Source organism: Pseudomonas sp. B26(2017), assembly GCF_002113045.1.
Classification (GTDB): Bacteria; Pseudomonadota; Gammaproteobacteria; order Pseudomonadales; family Pseudomonadaceae; genus Aquipseudomonas.
In genome coordinates, this window is sequence record NZ_NEJJ01000015.1 from 77,252 (window position 1) to 95,432 (window position 18,181).

At 59.7% G+C, this 18,181-nt stretch carries 17 protein-coding genes; 12 read left to right on the forward strand and 5 right to left on the reverse strand.

The genetic code is table 11. The annotated features are described in order from the left end of the window. Positions 1 to 36: 36 nt before the first annotated feature. A complete protein-coding gene (locus CAF79_RS21465; protein ID WP_085700194.1) occupies positions 37 to 1,209 on the reverse strand; it encodes an MFS transporter in 1,173 nt (390 codons plus the stop codon). A gap of 300 nt (positions 1,210 to 1,509) precedes the next feature. On the opposite strand from CAF79_RS21465, the gene CAF79_RS21470 reads away from it, so the two are divergent. From CAF79_RS21470 to CAF79_RS21490, 5 genes are all read left to right on the forward strand, one after another. Next, entirely contained in the window at positions 1,510 to 2,310 is an 801-nt protein-coding gene (locus CAF79_RS21470) for a glucose 1-dehydrogenase (protein WP_085700195.1), read from the forward strand. Next, positions 2,303 to 4,129: a glycoside hydrolase family 15 protein gene (locus CAF79_RS21475; RefSeq protein WP_085700196.1), complete on the forward strand. Its 1,827-nt coding sequence runs from the start codon at positions 2,303 to 2,305 to the stop codon at positions 4,127 to 4,129. Before CAF79_RS21470 ends, CAF79_RS21475 begins: the two co-directional genes overlap by 8 nt. 308 nt (positions 4,130 to 4,437) lie before the next feature. After that, positions 4,438 to 4,827, forward strand: a complete 390-nt coding sequence (locus CAF79_RS21480) for a hypothetical protein (protein ID WP_085700197.1) — start codon at positions 4,438 to 4,440, stop codon at positions 4,825 to 4,827. A 73-nt stretch (positions 4,828 to 4,900) separates the two neighbouring features. Next, on the forward strand, positions 4,901 to 5,983 hold the full coding sequence (locus tag CAF79_RS21485) for a hypothetical protein (RefSeq protein ID WP_085700198.1): 1,083 nt from the start codon (positions 4,901 to 4,903) through the stop codon (positions 5,981 to 5,983). A gap of 61 nt (positions 5,984 to 6,044) precedes the next feature. Continuing rightward, positions 6,045 to 6,947 (forward strand): alpha/beta fold hydrolase, encoded by a 903-nt coding sequence (locus CAF79_RS21490; protein WP_085700199.1) that lies wholly within the window; start codon positions 6,045 to 6,047, stop codon positions 6,945 to 6,947. A 2-nt stretch (positions 6,948 to 6,949) separates the two neighbouring features. Here the strand turns inward: CAF79_RS21490 and CAF79_RS21495 are convergent, their stop codons facing one another. Further along, positions 6,950 to 8,050, reverse strand: a complete 1,101-nt coding sequence (locus CAF79_RS21495) for a hypothetical protein (RefSeq protein ID WP_085700200.1) — start codon at positions 8,048 to 8,050, stop codon at positions 6,950 to 6,952. A gap of 54 nt (positions 8,051 to 8,104) precedes the next feature. Beyond that, a complete protein-coding gene (locus tag CAF79_RS21500) occupies positions 8,105 to 9,076 on the reverse strand; it encodes a GlxA family transcriptional regulator (RefSeq protein ID WP_085700201.1) in 972 nt (323 codons plus the stop codon). A gap of 89 nt (positions 9,077 to 9,165) precedes the next feature. Here CAF79_RS21500 and inhA point away from each other — a divergent pair, with 89 nt between their 5' ends. The 3 genes from inhA (at position 9,166) to CAF79_RS21515 (ending at position 12,555) form a co-directional block, all read left to right on the forward strand. Then, on the forward strand, positions 9,166 to 9,852 hold the full coding sequence (gene inhA, locus CAF79_RS21505) for an isonitrile hydratase (protein ID WP_085700202.1): 687 nt from the start codon (positions 9,166 to 9,168) through the stop codon (positions 9,850 to 9,852). A gap of 243 nt (positions 9,853 to 10,095) precedes the next feature. After that, a complete protein-coding gene (locus tag CAF79_RS21510) occupies positions 10,096 to 10,887 on the forward strand; it encodes a CPBP family intramembrane glutamic endopeptidase (protein WP_085700203.1) in 792 nt (263 codons plus the stop codon). Positions 10,888 to 10,989: 102 nt separating this feature from the next. Continuing rightward, complete coding sequence (locus tag CAF79_RS21515) at positions 10,990 to 12,555, forward strand: PAS domain-containing methyl-accepting chemotaxis protein (protein ID WP_085700204.1); 1,566 nt, start codon at positions 10,990 to 10,992, stop codon at positions 12,553 to 12,555. Between the two features lie 281 nt (positions 12,556 to 12,836). On the opposite strand, the gene CAF79_RS21520 is transcribed toward CAF79_RS21515, so the two are convergent. Beyond that, a complete protein-coding gene (locus tag CAF79_RS21520) occupies positions 12,837 to 13,196 on the reverse strand; it encodes a DUF6124 family protein (RefSeq protein ID WP_085700205.1) in 360 nt (119 codons plus the stop codon). A gap of 753 nt (positions 13,197 to 13,949) precedes the next feature. Beyond that, entirely contained in the window at positions 13,950 to 14,627 is a 678-nt protein-coding gene (locus tag CAF79_RS21525; protein WP_085700206.1) for an alpha/beta family hydrolase, read from the reverse strand. Between the two features lie 95 nt (positions 14,628 to 14,722). Here CAF79_RS21525 and ccoN point away from each other — a divergent pair, with 95 nt between their 5' ends. Genes ccoN through ccoP form a run of 4 tightly spaced genes read left to right on the forward strand, consistent with a single transcriptional unit; the run spans position 14,723 to position 17,920 of the window. Continuing rightward, positions 14,723 to 16,147: a cytochrome-c oxidase, cbb3-type subunit I gene (gene ccoN, locus CAF79_RS21530; RefSeq protein ID WP_065259700.1), complete on the forward strand. Its 1,425-nt coding sequence runs from the start codon at positions 14,723 to 14,725 to the stop codon at positions 16,145 to 16,147. Positions 16,148 to 16,157: 10 nt separating this feature from the next. Then, on the forward strand, positions 16,158 to 16,766 hold the full coding sequence (ccoO, locus tag CAF79_RS21535) for a cytochrome-c oxidase, cbb3-type subunit II (RefSeq protein ID WP_085700207.1): 609 nt from the start codon (positions 16,158 to 16,160) through the stop codon (positions 16,764 to 16,766). A 6-nt stretch (positions 16,767 to 16,772) separates the two neighbouring features. Beyond that, the gene (locus CAF79_RS21540) at positions 16,773 to 16,970 is read left to right on the forward strand and encodes a cbb3-type cytochrome c oxidase subunit 3 (protein WP_085700208.1); all 198 of its coding nucleotides are present in this window, start codon (positions 16,773 to 16,775) and stop codon (positions 16,968 to 16,970) included. Continuing rightward, the gene (gene ccoP, locus CAF79_RS21545; protein ID WP_085700209.1) at positions 16,967 to 17,920 is read left to right on the forward strand and encodes a cytochrome-c oxidase, cbb3-type subunit III; all 954 of its coding nucleotides are present in this window, start codon (positions 16,967 to 16,969) and stop codon (positions 17,918 to 17,920) included. The genes CAF79_RS21540 and ccoP overlap by 4 nt, the downstream gene beginning before the upstream one ends. Positions 17,921 to 18,181 lie beyond the last annotated feature (261 nt).

Below are 18,181 nucleotides of genomic sequence, written 5' to 3' on the forward strand. Positions count from 1 at the left end.
AGCCCTGCAGAAATTAGCCCGCGCGCGTCTGTTCAGTCATTTCAAGTGGCGGAAACTCTGCACCGCGGAGCCCAGCACCACCGCCCCGGCGGCAATCGCCAGCCAGAAACCGCTGCGGGCGCCGAACGCATCCACCAACGCGCCGGAACCGGCAGCGCCGATGGCCACACCGATGCTCAGGCCGGTGACCAGCCAGGTCAGGCCTTCGGTGAGCTTGGCCGGCGGCACGATGCGTTCGATCAACGCCATCGCCACGATCAGGGTCGGCGAGAAGAACAGCCCGGCGATGAACACCGCGACAGCCAAGCCGAAAATGTTGCTTGCCAGCAGCAACGGCAACGTGGTCACCGCTGTCGCCAGACCGCCGTAGAGAAACAGGCGCGGCAGCGGCAGTTTCGAACGCATCGCGCCGAAGGCAATGCCGGCCAGACAGGAACCGATGGCGTACACCGACAACACGATGCTGGCCGCCGCCGGCTGGCCCTGCTGTTGGGCGAACGCGACGCTGACCACATCCACCACGCCGACGATCACGCCCATGGCGAGCATCAACGCCAGCAACCATTGCACGTCGGTCGAACGAATGATCGAACCCTGATGCTGCGGCTCATGCGGATGCACCGGCGGCTCGGTGCTGCGCTGGGCAACAAACGCCGTCACGCCAATCGCCAGCATGATCAGTGCCGCCAGTGGCCCGGCCTCGGGAAACACGCCGACGCACAGGCCGACCGACAACGGCGGGCCGACGATGAAACAGACCTCGTCGAGCACCGACTCCAGCGCATAGGCGGTCTGCAATTGCGGCTGGCCGCGATAGATTTCGGTCCAGCGTGCCCGCGCCATCGCCGACATGCTCGGCATGCATCCGGCCAGTGCGGCGCAGACAAACAGGGTCCAGGTCGGCGCCTGCAAACGGGTGCACAGCAGCAACATCAGCAGCGCGCCCCCGCCGATCAGCGCCGCCACCGGCAGCACTCGCCCCTGACCGAAGCGATCCACCAGTCGTGACACCTGCGGCGCGCAAAACGCCGTGGCCAGGGCAAACGTCGCTGCCACCCCACCCGCCAACGCGTAGCCGCCGGTCAATTGCGAGAGCATCGTGATCACGCCGATACCGGTCATGGAAATCGGCATGCGCGCGATCATCGCGGCCATCACAAAGGCCCGGGCGCCGGGGGCGTTGAACAACTCGCGGTAAGGGTTTGCCATCGGATGCAGCCTCATCAGGGGCGGCCAAGTTGCCACAAAGCCTGACGGCCGGGGAAGCGAGGAATTGTTGGTGGAATGTGAAGTCCCCAACGCGCGCAGGGCCAATCGCTGTTGCGTTGATCGTTCCCACGTCGAGGCGTCGAACCGTCCGCGTGGGAGTGCATCCCGGGACGCTCCGCGCCCCATGCGGACTCGGGAACGCCCAAGAGAAACCTGTCGATCATTTCATGTACGCGGATGAACTCTCGCCGCCGCCCATCAGTCAGCTAAATAAGCCCCCAACCCAAGGCGCAACCCTGCATGCAGATTTCCCTCGCCCGCCAAGTGGCTGTTGTCACCGGCGCCAGTTCCGGCATCGGCCACGGCGCCGCCAAAGCCCTGGCCGCTGCCGGTGCCGCTGTCGTCATCAACTACAACCAACAAGCCGAGCCGGCCGAAGCGCTGGCCCGGCAGATCGTCGCCGACGGCGGTCAGGCCATCGCCATAGGCGCGGATGTATCGAAGGAAGAAGATGTAGAGCGGCTGTTCCAACAGACCCTCGATACCTTCGGAACACTGGACATTCTGGTGGCCAATTCCGGTCTGCAAAAAGACGCGGCGGCTGTGGATATGTCGCTGGACGACTGGAACACGGTAATCGGCGTCAACCTCACCGGCCAGTTCCTCTGCGCTCGCGCCGCGCTGCAGATCTTCAACCGCCAGGGCGTGCGCGAAGGCGTGTCCCGGGCTGCCGGCAAGATCATCCACATAAGCTCGGTGCACCAGCGCATTCCCTGGGCCGGGCACGTCAATTACGCAGCGTCCAAGGGCGGCGTCGATCAGTTGATGCAGACTCTGGCCCAGGAGGTCAGCCACCAGCGAATCCGCATCAACGGCATCGCGCCGGGGGCGATCCGCACGGCGATCAATAAGGACGCCACCGAAGGCGAAGCGGGCCAGGCCCTGCTCAAACTCATCCCTTACGGGCGCATCGGCGATGTCGAGGACGTGGCCAACGCGGCGGTGTTCCTCGCCTCCGATGCCTCCGACTACATTGTCGGCACCACCCTGTTCATCGACGGCGGCATGAGCCTCTATCCGGAGTTCCGTGGCAATGGTTGAGCATCAATCCGAACGACAAAGCCCCATCGACGCCCACGGCATCATTGGCGACCTGCGCAGCGCCGCGCTGGTCAATGACAAGGGCAGCGTGGACTTTTTCTGCTGGCCGGAGTTCGACAGCCCGTCGATCTTCTGCTCGCTGCTCGATACCCCCGATGCGGGGATTTTCCAGTTGGCCCCGGACCTGCCCGACGCCCGGCGCGAGCAGATTTACCTGCCGGACACCAACGTTTTGCAGACCCGTTGGCTCAGCGATCACGCCGTGGTGGAAATCACCGATCTGCTGCCCATCGGCGACAACGACGATGCACTGCCGCTGTTGATGCGCCGGGTGCGGGTGGTCAGCGGGCAGGCGACGTTTCATCTGCGCTGCGCCGTTCGGCACGACTATGCCCGCGCGCAAACCCGCGCCGTTATCGATCAAAAGGATGTGCTGTTTAGCGCCAGCGGGCAGCCAACACTGCGGCTGGCCTCGGACCAGACCTTGAGCGTCGGTCAGGACGCCGCCGTGGCGCAATTCACCCTCAAGCAGGATCAGACCGCCGCGTTCATGCTCGGCGCCAGCGATGATCCGCGCTTTGCCGAAGGCGCCGCGCAGTTGTGCATCGAGCGCACGCTGAAGTTCTGGCGCGACTGGATCGGCCAGTCCAACTACCGCGGTCGCTGGCGGGAAATGGTCAACCGCTCGGCCCTGGCCCTGAAGTTGCTGACCTCGCGCCAGCACGGCGCGATCCTCGCCGCCGCCACCTTCGGCCTGCCGGAAACCCCCGGCGGCGAACGCAACTGGGACTATCGCTACACCTGGATCCGCGACGCCTCGTTCACCGTCTACGCCTTCATGCGCCTGGGTTTTGTCGACGAAGCCAACGACTACATGCGCTGGTTGCGCGGGCGGGTCAGCGATTGCAGCGGCCATCGGATGAAGCTGAACATCCTCTACGCCATCGACGGTCGTCAGGAACTCCCGGAAACCGAACTCACGCATTTATCCGGACACGGCGGCGCAAAACCGGTGCGCATCGGCAATGGCGCCTACGACCAGATCCAGCTGGATATCTTCGGCGAACTGATGGACGCCGTTTATCTGGTCAACAAGTACGGCGACGCGATTTCCCACGAAGGCTGGAAACATGTGATGGAAGTCATCGATCAGGTCTGTGAGACCTGGCAGACCAAGGATGTAGGCATCTGGGAAATGCGCGGTGAGCAGCATCACTTTTTGCACTCACGACTGATGTGCTGGGTGGCGCTGGACCGGGCGATCCGCCTGGCTTCGAAACGCTCGCTACCGGCGCCCTTCGCCCGCTGGGACCAGACCCGCCAGGCAATCCACGCCGACATCTGGGACAACTTCTGGAACGAAGAGCGTGGGCATTTCGTGCAATACCAGGGCGGCACGGCGCTCGATGGCTCGATGCTGCTGATGCCGCTGGTGCGTTTTGTCAGCGCCAAGGATCCGAAATGGCTGGCGACGCTGGAAGCGATCGAGCAGCACCTGGTACGTGACGGCATGGTTTACCGCTATCGCAATGACGATGCCGGCATCGATGGCTTGTCCGGCACTGAGGGCGCCTTTGCCGCGTGCTCGTTCTGGTACGTCGAATGCCTGGCCCGCGCCGGGCAAGTGGAAAAGGCCCATCTGGAGTTCGAGCAACTGCTGCGTTATGCCAATCCACTTGGGTTGTACGCGGAGGAATTCGATAACCGTGGCCGGCATCTGGGTAATACGCCACAGGCATTGACCCACCTGGCGCTGATCAGCGCGGCGAGTTTTCTGGATCGCAAGTTGAGTGGGGAGAAGAATTACTGGCAGCCGTAGTCATATTTCTTCGCCAGAGCCTGTAAGAAAAATCGCAAATTCAATTGCCGTTTGTAGGAAGGCCACCGTCGAACGGCAAACACCCCCGAGCCTTGCCCTTGGCGGGCCGGCCTACACAATCTATTCCTTTCGATACAACTGGTTGATGGCACGGCCCGCAAAAACCTGCCAACCCCGTGTAACGCTTGGCCCGCAACTCGCACTTACACCCCGAAATACCTTGTTGCCAGCTGTTACATCCACCCCTACCATCCACCGCAACGGGCACAGCGGAGCTGTCCAATAAAAACCCGATTCAAGGAACCAGAATGAGCCAACGCATCCACCGCCCCATCGATTCCCCTCTGCGTACGGGCCTGACCCGCGACGAACTGTGGGAAGCCGCCGACAAGGGCCTGATCAAATGCTGGGAAATCGGCCGCCAGCGCGCCATCCGCTTCCCCGACCTCGCCCAACGCTGCAGCGCCGACGAACTGCCGGTGCTGGGCTGGAAAGGCGGGGTCAGCCGCAGCCTGAAGAAGAATGAAAAGTACGGATCACTGAAATACCTGGCCCAGTGGCAGGGGTTGCGTGGCGAGGATCTGGATATTGATTTGGGTTCAGAGCGGGTCATGACCTGCTCGCGGACGAAAATGGTGGTGACGTTTACGCCGGATCGCAGCAAGTATTTCAATCAGGTGGCGGAAGCTGAAACTTGAACCAAGCAAAATTTTTTTCAACTCTCATACCTAACCAACCGAAATCCCCTCAGCCCAACACGGAAGTTAAGCAATGAACGCCCCGATACAAGACGCTACAAACAAATCGACAGACTCGCTCGAAACAATAAAACAACAAATACGCGAATTCATGAAGTCGCTATTCTCTGAAGAAAAGAGAAAAGCTTACTACGCGATGAGCACCATTATCGGCCTGTTGATTTTTTTCATTTACTTCTCCCACATAAACTACACACCCCGCATCTCTCTAACCGATTCTGTAATTCTGCTATTCTCCGCACTAATAATCGGCGTGGGATTTTCACTTGTAGTTGCCGGATTATTTATACTTCCATCTTTAGCATGGAAAGATCTGTTGGAAAAAGATCTGCCTGACGAACAACCGAAACGACTGAAGTACATATTCATAAACCAAGGTATAGCACTGTTCCTCCTTATCAACCTGGCCTTGGGCGCGGCGTTATACAGCGAATATCGAACCTATTTCATCATTGCCCTTTTGACCACCGGACTGCTTTGGTTTCTGATCATGTTTTCTAAAGGGGTGAAACTGCTAAGAAACACCATAGCCCTCCTTCTTAATACCTTTGCCATGAGCATTTGTACCTTGATGGTCATCAACATTGCCTTGCACGGCGTTGAAAACATTGGCGATGCGGAAGTAAAAGAAACGACTGCACGCATGTACGTATTTTTCAGTCTATTGTTTATTCTAGCTATCAATGTCTTTTTTGCATCATTCAAGAAAACCAGCGCAATAGAAACTACATTGAGTGCCTTAGGCTTGCTGTTCGTAATTTTTGTTGCAACGCAAAGTCTGGCAACCATACCTAAAGGTGTAATGCACATACTGGGTCTTGGAAGCTTCCGAGCCGAAGAAATAGTCATGAAAAATGAACTATGCGACTATTTTAAAAAACTCGACGAAAAGCAAATCAAAACAATCACGACACAGACTTGCTCACTGACAAACCCATGGATACTCTGGAAAGGTGAGGACGCCGCTTTGATCATGATAAAAAACATAAAATATCAAATTGACAAAAAAGATATAAAAATCATTTCGTACAAATCATTTGACTTTAACTCTCCTTCCCAAAACGAGAAAAAGAAAGAAACTGAGAAGGAAGGGTAAACCGTAGTCCCACTGAACATAGTCTAGAGTTCCAGAATGCCAATGCATTCTGGAACCGATTATGTCCAAGTGTCTTCAAAAAATAGCAAAAACAGCCGTACTCGAACTTGCCTACGAACAGAACGGCCCGGAAAACGGCAAGCCGGTCATCCTGCTCCACGGTTTCCCCTACTCCCCCCGCGCCTACGACGAAATCGCCCCGCCCCTCGCCGCCAAGGGTTATCGGGTGATCGTGCCGTACCTGCGCGGTTACGGGCCGACCCGATTCAACAGCCCGGACACGCTGCGCTCCGGTCAGCAAGCAGCGCTGGCTCAGGATCTGCTGGATCTGATGGACGCACTGGGTATCGAGCAAGCAACGCTGTGCGGTTACGACTGGGGCGGTCGGGCGGCGTGCATTGTGGCGGCGCTGTTTCCCGAGCGCGTGCGCGGGTTGGTGACCGGTGATGGCTACAACCTGCAGGACATTCCGAATTCGGTCCAGCCGCTGGATCCCGAGACCGAGCATCGTTTCTGGTATCAGTACTACTTCCACACACCCCGAGGCATTGCAGGGCTGACGCAAAACCGGCGGGCGCTGTGCGAGTTGCTGTGGCAGTTGTGGTCGCCGACCTGGGCGCGGAACGCCGAGCGTTTTCCGCTGAGCGCACCGGCGTTCGACAACCCGGATTTTGTCGAGGTGGTGATTCACTCTTATCGCCATCGTTTTATGTATGCGCCGGGCGATCCGGCGCTGGAGTGGATGGAGCAGGCGCTGGAGAAACAACCGGCGATCGGCGTTCCGACGATTTCGCTTTGCGGTGCCGATGATGGCGTGGGCCCGGCACCGGAAGACGATGAAGATGCCCATTACTTCACCGGGCCTTACGAGCGGCGGGTGCTGGCGGGTGTCGGGCATAACATTCCCGAGGAAGCGCCGGGGGAAACGCTCAAGGCATTACTGGATCTGCTGCAGGCAGACTGAGTTCACTCAGGCGAACGCCATCGCGGATCGTTCCAGACTGTCGTGGTAATAGCTTCGAGAAACGACTTGCGGATCTTCAATTGTTTCCCTGCGTCGGACTCGACAATTGTCAGGTCGTTTTCCTTCGGATCCTCACGGTATTGAAAACGGGTGAACACCCGGGCCATTTCACCCTCGATGAAATAGTGACAAGTATTGCGAGAGTTATAGGACGGTAAGTCGTCGGGGAGGAGATCAAAATTGCGTTGGTTGCTTCCTGGTTCCCGAACCACGTAGACCTCATCGTCCACGATCCCGTTTCGGGCGGCATCTCCCAAAGAAATGCGTATCGGCATGATCACCAGATCATTACCCCGGTAAAACTGCTTCTGGATATAAAACGGGTTGGTAATTCCCACTCCATCCTCATTCACTTGCATTTTCCAATACACGTGAGTGACATCGTCCAGCTTTCGGAAGGCTCCCGCCTCGCCAAATACCACTTCATACCCGCCACCGAAATAGCGGAGCAACGAAATCGGCTGGTTCTTCAGCTCCAGCTCCAAAAGCATGCCAGCCAGCGCCATGGTGATACTCAGGTACTCGCCACGATCAGCCTCCACGCCTCGGCTGGCACCCGAAACCCACCGATATTTGCCGAGCATTTCCTCGAAAACATCAGCCCCGTTACCAATCAGGCGCAGGTCAGTAAAGTTTGTTGATTCAACCGCGTGCTCCTTGAAATCGACCAAGTAGCCTTGATTCTCGTACACGAAAAAACCAGTCAGTTGCAGATCGAGTTTTCCGAGGTTCTGCGGAAGCTGCTTTAGAAAAACGGCAACGTTTTCCGGAGTCAAACCAGTACCCGCAAGTTCACGAAGCCAGCGGATAGCCATCGTTGCCGCCACTTCATGACCCGCCCAGGTAATCACCATGTCCTCGCTGATCACGATGACCTTTTGAGTCAGGCCGGTGATGGAGAAACCCGATCCTTTTGGAAAGACTTCCGTAACGTTTCCCACCGTTGGAATCGAAACGTCGTGCTCACGCTCATCCCCGGAAATCAACAAATCGCCCATGACCACCAGGCGCTGATTAAGGGCATACGAAATACCTAATGTCATGAAAGCTCCCTGCTGAAAAAGAGTGACGCAGTGTGGGCGTGAGACACAGGGCCTTCAAGTCTCGGCAGCACTCACTGAAAACCGCTCCCGATAAGCCTGCGGCGTCACGCCCATGGCCCGCAGGAAACTGCGTCTTAACGTCTCTTCACTGCCAAAACCACAATTGGCCGCGACCCGCTTGATCGGCAACCCGGTATCGCTCAACAACCGGCGCGCGGTTTCGACGCGGATCAGTTCGATGGCCCGGGCCGGGGTCTGGCCGGTGTCGGCGCGGTAGTGGCGCACGAAACTGCGTTCGCTCATGCCGGCCTGTTCGGCGAGGGTCGGGATGCCCAGATCGCAAGTCAGGTGTTCGGCGATCCACGCGTGCAGGTCGTCGAAGCGGTTGCCCTGTTTTTGCAGTGACAGCGTCACGCTGAATTGCGACTGCCCGCCCGGTCGCTTGAGGAAAACCACCAGTTGCCGGGCGACGTCCAGGGCCATGTCGCGGCCGAGATCGTCTTCGACCATGGCCAGCGCCAGGTCGATGCCGGCGGTGACGCCCGCCGAGGTCCAGACCGGGCCGTCGTTGATGAAGATCGGATTGGGCTCGACCTGCAAGCGTGGATGTCGCTGCGCCAGTTGCTCGCAACGGGTCCAGTGGGTGACGACCCGGCGACCGTCGAGCCAGCCGCTGGCGGCCAGCAGAAATGCGCCGGTGCAGACCGAAGCCACGCGTCGGCAGCCATTGGCATGTTCGCGCACCCAATTCACCAATTCGGCGTCTTCGGCAGCGGCGTATACGCCCCAGCCGCCGGCGATGATCAGCGTATCGCTGGGCTGTCTCGGCAGCGGCTCGGCCAGCATCGCCAGCCCGGCGGAGGAGTTCACCGCCCCGCCGCCGCTGGCGATGACCAATGGCGCGTAAGGCGCAGGCAAACCCTGCTGGCGGGCGATATCGTTGGCCGAGGCGAAAACCTGCAACGGCCCGGTGACATCAAGCAATTGCACATTGGCGAAGGCGAGTACGTGGATAGTTTTCGGCATTTGGCGTAATTCGAGGGCTTATTGGCGTATGCGCCAAAACCTACGCGCCTACAGTGAAGCCGTCTACCCCCTTTTCACGGAGAAGAACCATGGCGTTGCAGATCGGTTTTCTGTTGTTTCCCCAAGTGCAGCAACTCGACCTGACCGGCCCGTATGACGTGCTGGCCTCGTTGCCGGACGTGCAGGTGCATCTGGTCTGGAAGGATCTGGTGCCGGTGACTTCCAGCACCGGGTTACTGCTGAAACCGACCACGACCTTCGAGGATTGCCCGGATCTGGACGTCATCTGCGTACCCGGCGGCGCCGGGGTCGGGTCGTTGATGGAGGATGAGCAGACGCTGGCGTTCATCAAGGCGCAAGCGACGCAGGCGCGTTACGTGACGTCGGTGTGCACCGGTTCGCTGGTGCTCGGGGCGGCGGGTCTGTTGCAGGGCAAACGGGCGACCACGCATTGGGCTTATCACGATCTGCTGCCGACACTGGGCGCGATCGCGGTGAAGGATCGGGTGGTGCGCGACGGCAATCTGTTTACCGGGGGCGGCATCACGGCCGGGATCGATTTTGCCCTGACCCTGGCGCAGGAACTGGTCGGCGTCGACACCGCGCAGCTAGTGCAGTTGCAGCTGGAATATGCGCCGGCGCCGCCGTTTGATGCGGGCAGCCCGGACACTGCGCCGAGCGGGATTGTCGATGAGGCGCGCAAGCGTGCGGCACCTTCGCTGAAACTGCGCCGGGAAATCACCGAGCGCGCTGCGGCGAAATTGAACCTGCGCTGATCTTTCAGCCAGACACAAAGCCCTGTGGGAGCGAGCTTGCTCGCGATGAGGGCGTGTCAGTTGACCTTTGTGCCACTGACCCACCGCCATCGCGAGCAAGCTCGCTCCCGCAGGGGGGCCTTGCCCTCCTTCACGTCTCATACAGGGAGTGGTGCTGTCCCTGATTTCCCGTACACCTTCACTTGTCCCCTCGCCCCCGGCCGTGTAGAAAGCCTGTCCACAAATCGTGCACAAGGATTCTCCATGACCGCTCTGCCATGGCTCTATCTCGGGCTTCTCAGCCTTGGTTACGGATTAGCGCTGAGTTTCGGCCAGCTCGGCTGGCTGGCGCTGATCTCCATTGCACTGCTGGTTTTCGCCGGTTACGCCGTGCGCCAGCAAACCGTGCCGGTCGGGCGATATCTCGGCCATGGCCTGTTTATCGTGCTGGCGCTGGCGCTGGCCCTGCACTGGCTTCCGGGCTTCTACAACGGTCGGGTCATCGAACCGCAGCGCTTCACCGACAACGCGGTGCCGTTCTCGATGTACCTGAATCTCGACAAACCACTGATTGGCTTCTGGCTGCTGCTGGTCTGCCCATGGATCGTCGCGCGGCGCTCGTTGCGCCTGACCGTCTACGCTACCGCGCTGGCACTGACGCTGAGCGTGATTCTGGCGTTGGGCGGCGCGGTGTTGCTGGGCATGATTACCTGGGCGCCGAAATGGCCCGACCAAGCGTGGCTGTGGGTGCTGAACAATCTGCTGCTGGTGACGCTGGTCGAAGAAGCGCTGTTTCGCGGCTATATACAGGGCGGCCTCAGCCGGCGTTTCAAGCACCTGCCTTACGGCGAAAACCTCGCGCTGCTGCTTGCGTCCCTGCTGTTCGGCCTGGTGCATGTGGGCGCTGGCTGGCAATGGGTGCTGCTGGCGAGCCTGGCGGGTGTCGGCTATGGTCTGGCCTATCGTTTCGGCGGGCTTGGTGCGGCAATCGCCACGCACTTTGGCCTGAACCTGCTGCATTTCGGTCTGTTCACCTATCCGATGCTCGCGGGTTGAAGCAAGGGCCGTTTTGCGACGCCGTACTTATAAATGAAAAAAAACTTCAATAAATCGCCGACCCCGCCGACAACCCTTCAAAGCCTTGCGGATTGAAAAACCATGCGTAATAACCAGCCCATTACACAACGCGAACGGACTTTCCCGGCTCAGCAGCGGTTGATTTCCACAACCGATGCCAAGGGCGTGATCACCTACTGCAACGACGCGTTCGTCGAAATCAGCGGGTTTTCGCGTGAGGAACTGATCCGTGCGCCGCACAACCTGGTTCGTCACCCCGACGTCCCGGCGGCGGTGTTTGCGCACATGTGGGGCACACTGAAACAAGGCTTGCCATGGATGGGCATTGTCAAGAATCGCTGCAAGACCGGTGATCATTACTGGGTGAACGCCTATGTAACGCCGGTGTTCGACGGCAATCAGGTGGTCGGTTACGAGTCGGTGCGGGTCAAACCCACCGCCGAACAGATCCGTCGTGCCGAAGCGCTCTACCAACGCATCAACCAGGGCAAGTCGGCGATTCCACAAACAGACAAGTGGCTGCCGGTGCTGCAGGACTGGCTGCCGTTCATTCTGGTCAGCCAGTTGAGCTTCATGATCGGCGCCACCCTGAACTCGCAGTGGGGCTTCGCCCTCGCCGCCGGCCTGTCGGTGCCGCTGGGCCTGCTGGGTCTGCAATGGCAACAACGCGGGCTCAAGCGCCTGCTGCGTCTGGCCGAGCAAACCACCTCCGACCCGTTGATCGCGCAGATGTACACCGACAGCCGTGGCCCTCAGGCGCGTCTGGAAATGTCGATCCTGAGCCAGGAAGCCCGCCTGAAAACCTGCCTGACCCGTCTGCAGGACACCGCCGAGCACCTGACCGATCAGGCCAAACAGTCCGACGCCCTGGCGCACAACAGCTCCAGCGGTCTGGAACGTCAGCGCGTGGAAACCGAACAGGTCGCCACCGCCGTCAACCAGATGGCCGCCACCACGCAAGAAGTGGCGAGCCACGTCCAGCGCACCGCCGACGCCACCCAGGAAGCCAATCGCCTGACCGGTCGCGGCCGCGATATCGCCGGTGAAACCCGCGAAGCCATCCAGCGCCTGTCGGTCGTCGTCGGTGAGACCGGCCTGACCGTGACCCAACTGGCCAAGGACAGCGACGAAATCGGCGGCGTGGTCGACGTGATCAAAGGCATCGCCGACCAGACCAATCTGCTCGCACTCAACGCCGCGATTGAAGCAGCGCGTGCCGGCGAAATGGGCCGCGGTTTTGCCGTGGTGGCCGACGAAGTCCGCCAACTGGCACAACGCACCAGCGAATCTACCGGCCAGATCCACGCCCTGATCGCCAAGCTGCAACAGACTGCATCCAGCGCCGTACAAACCATGGAAGCCGGCCATCGCCAGGCGGAAGAAGGTGTGGCACGGGTTCTGGAAGCGGATCAGGCCCTGGTCGGCATCAGCGAAGCGGTGGCCAACATCACCGACATGACCACCCAGATCGCTGCCGCGACCGAAGAGCAAAGTGCCGTGGCTGAAGAAATCAGCCGCAACATCAGCAATATTTCGGAACTGGCGGACCAGACCTCGGAACAGGCGCATAACTCGGCGTTGCTGAGTGAAGAGCTGACCAAGACGGCCAACACGCAATACTCGTTGGTGGAGCGGTTTAACCGCTGATAGTTCTGCAATACAAAAAACCCGGATAGCGAGAGCTTCCGGGTTTTTTATTGCCTGTCTGAAATGGATGTGGCCAGCACCGCCCTCTTCGTGGGCAAGCCCACTCCCACAGGGTTTAGCATTGGCCACAAAACCTCGTAACACCACCCGCCCACTGTGGGAGCGGGCTTGCCCGCGAAGAGGCCCGGCCTGCTGGCGAAAATCTCACTCGAAAGGCGTGTTGCAAGCCCGGAACGTGTAAGCGTCCGGGCTTTTAACTACCTCGCTGTCAGAGCTGGCGGTTACTGCGGCAAACGAAGCTTGTCCAGCAGACGGTTCACCAGCAGCTCGTTCAACATGATCAGCTGTTGCAGCGCCAGCAGCGGTTTGCGCTCCGGGCCTTTCACCGAGTTGGCGATATTGCCGGCCATGGCGTTGGCTGACGACAGTGATTCGCAGGCTTCAACCAGCAGTGTTTCGTCATCGAGCGTGGGATCGACCATGTAGATGGGGCGGGCCTTGGGCGGGAAGTACTTCGGGACTTCGGGGCCGAGGTAATAGTCAAGTGCGCGGTCGGCGGCTGCTTTTGTCTTTTGGGACTCAAGCTCGGGGTCGTTGGAGGTTGGATCGGTTTTTGGCGGGTTTGGTGTGGCTTTGAACATAGATGTAACTCCTATCGCAGACTTCAAGGAGCCATCACCCACGCTACCAAACGATGGGTGGCGGCCATACGCGGGTTGGTAGACCGGCTGCAATAGGAACCCGGCGCTCACGAATGAGCCCCACGCATGACCACCATAAAACCGAGCCCCAAGAAAAGGACTGCATACGGTGTTGCCACACAGCTATTACAGACGGGCTACCAAACCCGATCACTGTTTTTCAGTGACAGGGAAACGATATAGCCCTCTCCAAGCCGCGTAAGCCGGCGGATTCTGGCGTACGCGTAGGCAACGACGCAAGGTGTTGTAGCCCTTATGGCGTAACGGTTCGTGTACTTTAAACGCCGTTTCGGAATTACGTTTACGCACAGAAAACAAGCAGATACTTCCCTGCTGCAATCCGCATGGCTTCTCACCACTCAACACGATGAGCGTTAGCTCGAGTACCGCTTTTGATCTTGATCCACGGGCGACGTCGGAAGGCTGAGTGGAGGGATTTATCCGGGGGTGGGAGCGCAGCGACCGTTTGGCGAAGCCAAACACATCGAGAGGAGGTGCAGCGAAGCAAACCGTAGGCGATGCCCCCCGGATGAATCCCGGAGCGAAGGAACCCCGAGCCTCAGCGAGCGGGCCGGACGTAGGAGCAAGCGTTTTTGGTTACTTTTGGGGCGTTTGCCAAAAGTGACCCGCCGTAAGGGCGGAACCCTAAGCAGCCATAACCGCAGCAACGGATATACACCCAAAAAACAAACCTCACCGAAGAAACCCGGCAACCCTCTCCGCCGCCGAAGCCAAATGCTGCTCCTGCGTAAACCCGGAAACCTTCAGCGGCTTCAAATCATGATCCCCAGAAGCCAACCAAAACACCTCAATACTCGGCGATAGATCGTAAGCCCCGACAGCGTCCCGATTGCCAAGCGCATCCCGCTCCCCCTGAACAATCAGCGTCCGAGTCCGCAAAGAAGCCAAATGCTCAACCCGCGGTTTCTCAGGTTTCCCAACCGCATAAAACGGATACCCCAGACAAACCAAAGCATCCGCGCCAAGCTCATCGGCAAGAAGACTGGCCATCCGCCCCCCCATCGACTTCCCGCCAACCGCCAAAACCCCAGCGACATGACGTCGCACTTCAGCGAAAACCTCACGCCAGCACTCCTGCAATTTCCCCGCAGGATTCGGCGGCCGCTTAACCCCATCAACCCGCCGCTGCGCCATATAAGGAAACTCAAACCGCAACACATTCACCCCAAGCCCAGCAAGGCGCCCAGCCACATCCGTCATCCACTCACTGTCCATCGGCGCCCCTGCCCCATGCGCGAGGATGAGCGTCGCCGAAGCCTCACCAACAGCCGCATCCCAAAGCCACCCGTGATCCCGCAGGCACTGCGCCCATTGATCCCCGTCAATACTGGCCTTGTGCTGTTTGTCCATGCTTGCCTCGCTTTTAGTCTGCCTATAACTCCAGGCGAAGGGTTCGCGGCGTTTTCTGCGCGCACTCACTTCGGCTGAACCGTGGATGGGGAACCATGAACACTTCTATCAGTACCGCCTACAACTACAAGGTGGTCCGCCAATTCGCCATTATGACGGTGGTGTGGGGCATCGTCGGCATGGGCCTCGGGGTTTTTCTCGCGGCTCAATTGGTCTGGCCCGAACTCAACTTCAACCTGCCGTGGACCAGCTTCGGACGCCTGCGCCCGCTGCACACCAACGCGGTGATCTTCGCGTTCGGTGGCTGTGCCTTGTTCGCCAGTTCGTTCTACTCGGTGCAGCGCACCTGCCAGACGCAACTGTTCGCGCCGCAAATCGCCGCCTTCTGCTTCTGGGGCTGGCAGCTTGTGATCCTGCTGGCGGCCATCAGCCTGCCACTGGGTTACACCAGTTCCAAGGAATACGCCGAGCTGGAATGGCCGATCGACATTCTGATCACCATCGTCTGGGTCGCCTACGCGATCGTGTTCTTCGGCACGATCATGCAGCGCAAGACCAAGCACATTTATGTGGGCAACTGGTTTTTCGGCGCGTTCATCATCACCGTGGCGATCCTGCACATCGTCAACAACCTTGAGTTGCCGGTGAGCTTCACCAAGTCCTACTCGGTATACGCCGGTGCAACCGATGCGATGGTGCAATGGTGGTACGGCCACAACGCCGTAGGCTTTTTCCTCACCGCCGGTTTCCTCGGGATGATGTACTACTTCGTGCCGAAACAGGCCGAACGTCCGGTGTATTCGTATCGCCTGTCGATCGTGCACTTCTGGGCGCTGATCACCCTGTACATCTGGGCCGGCCCGCACCACCTGCACTACACCGCGCTGCCGGACTGGGCGCAGTCGCTGGGCATGGTGATGTCGCTGATTCTGCTGGCCCCGAGCTGGGGCGGCATGATCAACGGCATGATGACCCTCTCGGGCGCCTGGCATAAGTTGCGCAGCGACCCGATCCTGCGCTTTTTGGTGGTGTCGCTGGCGTTCTACGGCATGTCGACCTTCGAAGGTCCGATGATGGCGATCAAGACCGTCAACGCCCTCTCCCACTACACCGACTGGACCATCGGTCACGTACACGCCGGCGCCCTCGGCTGGGTGGCGATGATTTCCATCGGCGCGCTGTACCACATGATCCCGAAAGTCTTCGGCAAAGAGCAGATGCACAGCATCGGCCTGATCAACGCGCACTTCTGGCTCGCGACCATCGGCACCGTGCTCTACATCGCTTCGATGTGGGTCAACGGCATCGCCCAGGGCCTGATGTGGCGTGCGGTGAACGAGGACGGCACGCTGACCTATTCATTCGTCGAAACCCTGGTGGCCAGCCACCCGGGCTTCGTCGTGCGGTTGATCGGCGGGGCGATCTTCCTCAGCGGCATGTTGCTGATGGCTTACAACACCTGGCGCACCGTGCGGGCCTCGCAGCCTGCTGACGTCGTTGCTGCCGCGCAGATGGCCTGAGGAGTCCGCCATGAAACACGAAACGATTGAAAAGAACGTCGGCCTGCTGATGCTGCTGATGGTGTTCGCCGTGAGTATCGGCGGCCTGACCCAGATCGTCCCGCTGTTCTTCCAGGACGTGACCAACAAACCGGTGGAAGGCATGAAGCCCTACACCGCGCTGCAACTGGAAGGCCGCGACATCTACATCCGCGAAGGCTGCGTCGGTTGCCACTCGCAGATGATCCGTCCGTTCCGCGCCGAAACCGAACGCTACGGCCACTATTCGGTGGCTGGGGAAAGCGTGTGGGATCACCCGTTCCTGTGGGGTTCCAAGCGTACCGGTCCGGACCTGGCCCGGGTCGGTTCGCGTTACTCGGATGACTGGCACCGTGCGCACTTGTACAACCCGCGCAACGTCGTGCCGGAATCGAAAATGCCGGCCTACCCGTGGCTGGTTACCCAGCCGGTCGACAGCAGCCACACCGAAACCAAGCTCAAGGTCATGCGCACCCTCGGCGTGCCGTACACCGACGACGACATCAGCGGTGCGGTGGCCAGCCTCAAGGGCAAGACCGAAATGGACGCCCTCGTCTCCTACCTGCAAGTGCTTGGCACTGCGATCAAGAGCAAGAGGTGATTTGAGATGGCCTTTGAAATGAGCGCGGGGCTGATTCGCGGCCTCGGCACGGTCGTGGTGTTCGTGGCCTTCGTCGGCCTGACCCTGTGGGTGTTCAACCGCAAACGCACGCCGGAATTTGCCGAAGCGCGCCTGCTGCCGTTTGCCGACGAGCCGCAACCCGACCCAACCCCTGCAACTGAAACAAGGAGTACCCGGTCATGACCACCTTCTGGAGTACGTGGATCTGCGTACTGACCATCGGCAGCCTGATCGGCCTGACCTGGCTGCTGGTCGGCACCCGTCGGGGCGAAACCAAGGGCAGCGTCGACCAGACCATGGGCCACAGCTTCGACGGCATCGAGGAGTACGACAACCCGCTGCCGCAGTGGTGGTTCATGCTGTTTGCCGGCACGCTGGTGTTTTCCGTGGGCTATCTGATCCTTTATCCGGGCCTCGGCAACTGGAAAGGCATCCTGCCCGGCTACGAGGACGGCTGGACCGGCGTCCACGAGTGGGAAAAGGAAATGAGCAAGGCCGACGCCAAATTCGGGCCGATCTTCGCCAAGTTCGCCGCGATGCCGGTGGAAGAAGTGGCGAAGGATCCGCAGGCGCTGAAAATGGGTGGCCGTCTGTTCGCCTCCAACTGCTCGGTGTGCCATGGCTCGGATGCCAAAGGCGCGTTCGGCTTCCCTAACCTCGCCGACAAGGACTGGCGTTGGGGCGGCAGCGCCGAAACCATCAAGACCACCATCATGGGTGGCCGGATGGCGGCGATGCCGGCGTGGGGTGAAGTGCTGGGCGAGGCTGGCGTGAAAAACGTTGCCGCCTATGTGCGTCATGAACTGGCGGGGCTGCCATTGCCGGCGGACAACAAGGCGGATCTGCAAGCCGGTCAGCAGGCGTTCAGCACCACCTGCATCGCCTGCCACGGGGCAAACGGCCAGGGCACTGAAGCCATGGGCGCGCCAAATCTGACGCACCCGGCCGGTTTCATCTACGGCACCAGCCTGACCCAACTCGAGCAGACCATTCGCCATGGCCGTCAAGGCCACATGCCAGCTCAGAACGAGCTGTTGGGCAACGATAAAGTGCAATTGCTGGCCGCTTATGTGTACAGCCTTAGCAATGGATTGAATACAGAAAAACTGATTACTGAAGACAATAAAAAGTAATCATTGCGTACAACACTGCCGCACGTTTCCAGTGCGGCAGTTTCCAGCCCCTTTGCGACGCATTGTCGCACCCCATCAGCCCCTCTCCTTTCGGTTACCCGGATTCGGGTCTACGCTTGCTCGATGCGGACTGGCCCGTGCCGGTTCCAGGTCGACCCTGAGCGAGGCGTTGAACGAATCGGCTGACTGACATGGCCGCAAAGGCCGGTAGATACCGGCTGTCGTGCCGATTACCGTCCGTCACCCGAACCGAGCGTTCGA